Genomic DNA, 3,689 nt, shown 5'->3' on the forward strand with positions numbered 1-3,689 from the left:
CACCAATGATACCGAAGTGACAATTAACGCGATCGCTGCTTAACTAGCACAACGGATCACGGGGTGGCCTTTTCTTACACCACTCCCATGGACGCGGCCGTCACTGCGCGCTGGAACGCGGCTGTGCAGCTCAACGCAGCAGACAATTCGGAGCGAAACGGGCGAGACGATGACCTTCGGCGAAAAGATGGGCCAACTCGTAGAGGAACACGGCCTCAGCCTGCGAAAACTGGGCAAGCTCGTCCCCTGCGACGACGGATACCTCTCAAGGGTCCGCCGAGGGCTCTACATGCCGTCAGAGGAGATGGCGGAACGCCTGGACGAAGTACTCGACGCAGGCGGATCACTCGCCGCCCTCAGACCAAAGTCCCAACCCGGCAAAACGGGCGGTATCGTGGATCAGAGTCCAACTCCCGACCAGGAGGACGACGACGTGAAGCGACGCGCCGCGCTCCAGATCATCACCGCCGTCGCAGCCGGAACAGCCATCCCACCAGGCGCCTTCGAAACCGCCTTCTCCGGCCTTGATGAGGTCCTGGGCCAGCCTGTGAACATCGACGACTGGCAACGCGCGGTACGCGAATACTGTCACCTGACCCCTCGACAACCAAACACCGGGGCGCTCATCCGTGACCTTACCGCCGACTCCATTGCGATAGGCGAACTCATCCGTCGCGAGAAGACTTCCTCCACGAAGAACGAGCTTCTACACATCAGCGCTGTGCTCTCAGCTCTGCTTGCCGTTCAGCTCTTCGGCACGGGGAACCGGCGCGAAGGCCGAATGTCGTGGACCCTCGCGCGCCGGGCCGCCGACACGTCAAACGACCAAGACCTTAGGACTTACATCCGATCACGCGAAGCCGAGACAGGGCTTTGGGCAGGTATACCTCCGGCCGACATCAAAGCCCTGGTCGACGAAGCAGCCGCAATTTCCAAGGGCACGCCATCCGCAGGGCTGGTTCGCGCCTATGCAGTACAGGCAGAATTAGCCGCGATGAGAGGGGATGGAGATTCCGCTTCAAGGGCGCTGAACGGGATGGCAGAGGCCTTCACGAACCTTCCCTCCACCGACTCGAACTACTTCTGGGTTTCCGGCGAATCGTTCTACTACTGGACTCAGGCGTATGTGCATGCCACAACCGGCAATGCAAGGTCGCAAGAGGCCGTGGAAGAAACCTTTTCCCGGACCCCAATCTGGGCTACGGGATCTCTGGCGAATCTCCGCCTCGTTCACAGCATGGGGATGGTCAGGTCCAGAGACATCAGCGAAGGGCTCGATGAAGCCCTGTCCACTCTCCACGAGTGCGTTACGCCGCGTAGCCTTTTCCGCGAACACATGTCGATCCAGATCCTTGCCGCACTCCCCCCGAAAGCACGAACCCTCCCCGCCGCCCGAGAGTTGCGCGCACTGATCTCCGGCTAGCACCGCCCTGACCGCCCGGCAGGGCTCCCCCGTGCCGGACGGGCCCTGGACGCCCTCCGTCACAGGAGATGACGGCACGCCCACACGAAAGACACGACACGACGCGCCGCGCCGCGCTCCAGATCATCGGCACCGCAGCCGCCGGAACCGCCATCCCACCGAGCCCGATGGAATCTCCTCACTTCGGGCTCGACAAGACCGCCACAGGTGACCTCACACGCGACCGCGCCCCACGACGATGCGTTCGTCGTGGGGCGCGGTTTTCGGATTCAGGTGTCCAGTACCTGGAAGCTGCTGAAGTTGATGACCTTGTCGGCACCCGCCAGGACCACGGCGCCGACGGGGCCGCCGCAGTTGGTGCTGGAGTAGACCCGGGCGGTCCTGTTGGTGCTGTTCACAGCCTGGGTCCCTACGACCGGTGCACCCCCGAATCTGGTGGGGCGGTAGCAGACATAGTCCACCGGATTGGTGACGCCCCTGCGGGTCGGCCCGGTGATCGGGTCGTTGAAGTAGTACTGGAAGGTGCCGGTCGCGGCGTGCGCGGTGGCGGGCACGGCCACCGCCAGTGCGGCGGCCGCAGTGAGCGCCGCCACGGCGGCGCCGACGCACCGAGACGTGATGCGCCAGGAGGTGGTGCCTGTCATGGGGGGACTCCCGGAGAGTCGATAGGCGGGGGAAACAACACCAATCTAACTCTGAGTGATTACTTGATCACAAGATGCATTGCATCGTGGCCTCGTTCACGGCCGGTGACACCGCCGTCACCAGCCTCAAACGACCGCCGGCACCCGTCCTGCACCACGCAGCCTAGAACTCGTCCATCAGTACCTATTGACCCCCGTCCCGCCGAGAAGTCCTCATCGCCCTCATGAGGGTTCGCAACGACAAATGCATCATTTGATGCAAAGTCCTTGTCGACGCGGCCACGCAGGCCCTACAGGGGCTGGTACAGAGGGGATTGGGCGGCGGCCGAGGACATCGTGTCGCTCATCTTCCTGGAGGCGCGGCGCCCGCCGGAGAAGGTCCCGCTGGACGGCGAGTCACTGCGGCCCTGGCTGCTCGGCATTGCGACCAACGTCCCGCGCAACGCCGCCCGGTCCGCGCGGCGGCACGAGGCGGCGCTGAACCGGACACCCGTCCGCGACATGGTGCCGGAGGCGGGAGAGCCCCGCCCGGCATCCGGTTCCCTTCAGTCGAAGGGGTTGACGGCGGAGCCCAGGCGGCGGGCGCCGCGGGAGAGGCGCGTCCAGAACGGGTTGTGGTCGCGCGGGAGGTTGAGGGCCACGGCCTCGGCGGTGCTCTGCGGGACGTCCGTCAGGACCGTGTACACGTAGCCCCCGCCCGCCGAGACGGCCCAGCGGCGCAGCGACTCGCGGCGGAACACCGTCCGGCCCCGGCGGACGGTCTTCTGCCAGCCCGCCACGCCGCTCCGGTCGAGGGCGCCGCGCTGCACGAACACCGACACGGCGGCGAGGCCGTCGGAGTAGCTGAGATGGAGCGTGCCGCCGTCGCGGCGGGCGTCGTAGAGGCTGAGGCGGCCCGGCAGGACGCGCGGGGCGGGCCAGCCGTCCGCGCGGAGCCGGTTGAGATCGTCGGCCGCGAGCCGCTCCTCCCAGGGCGTCGTGGTGCCCGCGAAGCCCTTCATGTCGGGTTCGATGCGGTCGGCGCCGCGGGCCGGGGGCGCGGCGGGCAGCGTGAGCCGGTCACCGCGGGCAGTAAAGCTGATCTCGGTGAAGCCGGTCGCGACGACGCGGCGGCCGGTGCCGTCGATCAGCTCGCGGCGCAGCATCAGGCCGGTCTCGGAGTCGAGCCAGAACCGGCCGGCGGGGGTGCCGTCGGCGCGGCGCGCCTCGACGACGCGGGCGCTGCGGCCGCAGGCGGACCCGTCCGCCGCGCGGACCACCGAGTAGTTGCGGGTGAGCAGCGCCAGCGTCGCGGCGGTGAAGCCGGTGCTCTCGGCGGCGGAGTCGGGCCGGTAGCCGCCGAGGCCGGCCGCGGACCGGTAGCGGACGCCCTCGCCGGGCCGGTGCTCCACGGTGACCTGGGACGTTCCGGACGCGCCGCGGTTCCACGTGGTGAGGAACCGGCGGCCGTCGTAGGCGACGCGGGCGGCGGCGTCGGCGGCGGCGCGCAGCAGCCCCACCGCAGCCGGGTCGCTGCGGACACGGCGGGTGGTGCCGGATCAGGAGGCGGGCGCCGTCTCGGCACCGGTCTCCGGCACGCTGAACTCGTGCTCGGCGTGCCAGCCGATCCGGACGCGCGCGCC

General features: G+C 68.0%; 3 protein-coding genes. 1 reads left to right on the plus strand and 2 read right to left on the minus strand.

Features of this window, described 5'->3' with window-relative positions; translation table 11 throughout:
- Positions 1–169 precede the first annotated feature (169 nt).
- On the plus strand, positions 170–1,423 hold the full coding sequence (locus tag E1291_RS40105; RefSeq protein WP_131743227.1) for a helix-turn-helix domain-containing protein: 1,254 nt from the start codon (positions 170–172) through the stop codon (positions 1,421–1,423).
- A gap of 269 nt (positions 1,424–1,692) precedes the next feature.
- On the opposite strand, the gene E1291_RS40110 is transcribed toward E1291_RS40105, so the two are convergent.
- Both E1291_RS40110 and E1291_RS40120 read right to left on the minus strand, forming a co-directional pair.
- A complete protein-coding gene (locus E1291_RS40110; protein WP_131743228.1) occupies positions 1,693–2,067 on the minus strand; it encodes a hypothetical protein in 375 nt (124 codons plus the stop codon).
- A 545-nt stretch (positions 2,068–2,612) separates the two neighbouring features.
- Positions 2,613–3,566 (minus strand): MucB/RseB C-terminal domain-containing protein, encoded by a 954-nt coding sequence (locus E1291_RS40120; protein ID WP_131743230.1) that lies wholly within the window; start codon positions 3,564–3,566, stop codon positions 2,613–2,615.
- Positions 3,567–3,689: the final 123 nt, after the last annotated feature.

The organism is Actinomadura roseirufa, from assembly GCF_900659635.1.
In the GTDB taxonomy this organism is placed as follows: domain Bacteria; phylum Actinomycetota; class Actinomycetes; order Streptosporangiales; family Streptosporangiaceae; genus Spirillospora; species Spirillospora roseirufa.

Excerpts from the sequence above, each read along its gene's own strand:
- E1291_RS40105 (WP_131743227.1), top strand. The coding sequence starts at position 170 with ATGACCTTCGGCGAAAAGATGGGCCAACTCGTAGAGGAACACGGCCTC.
- E1291_RS40110 (WP_131743228.1), bottom strand. The coding sequence starts at position 2,067 with ATGACAGGCACCACCTCCTGGCGCATCACGTCTCGGTGCGTCGGCGCC.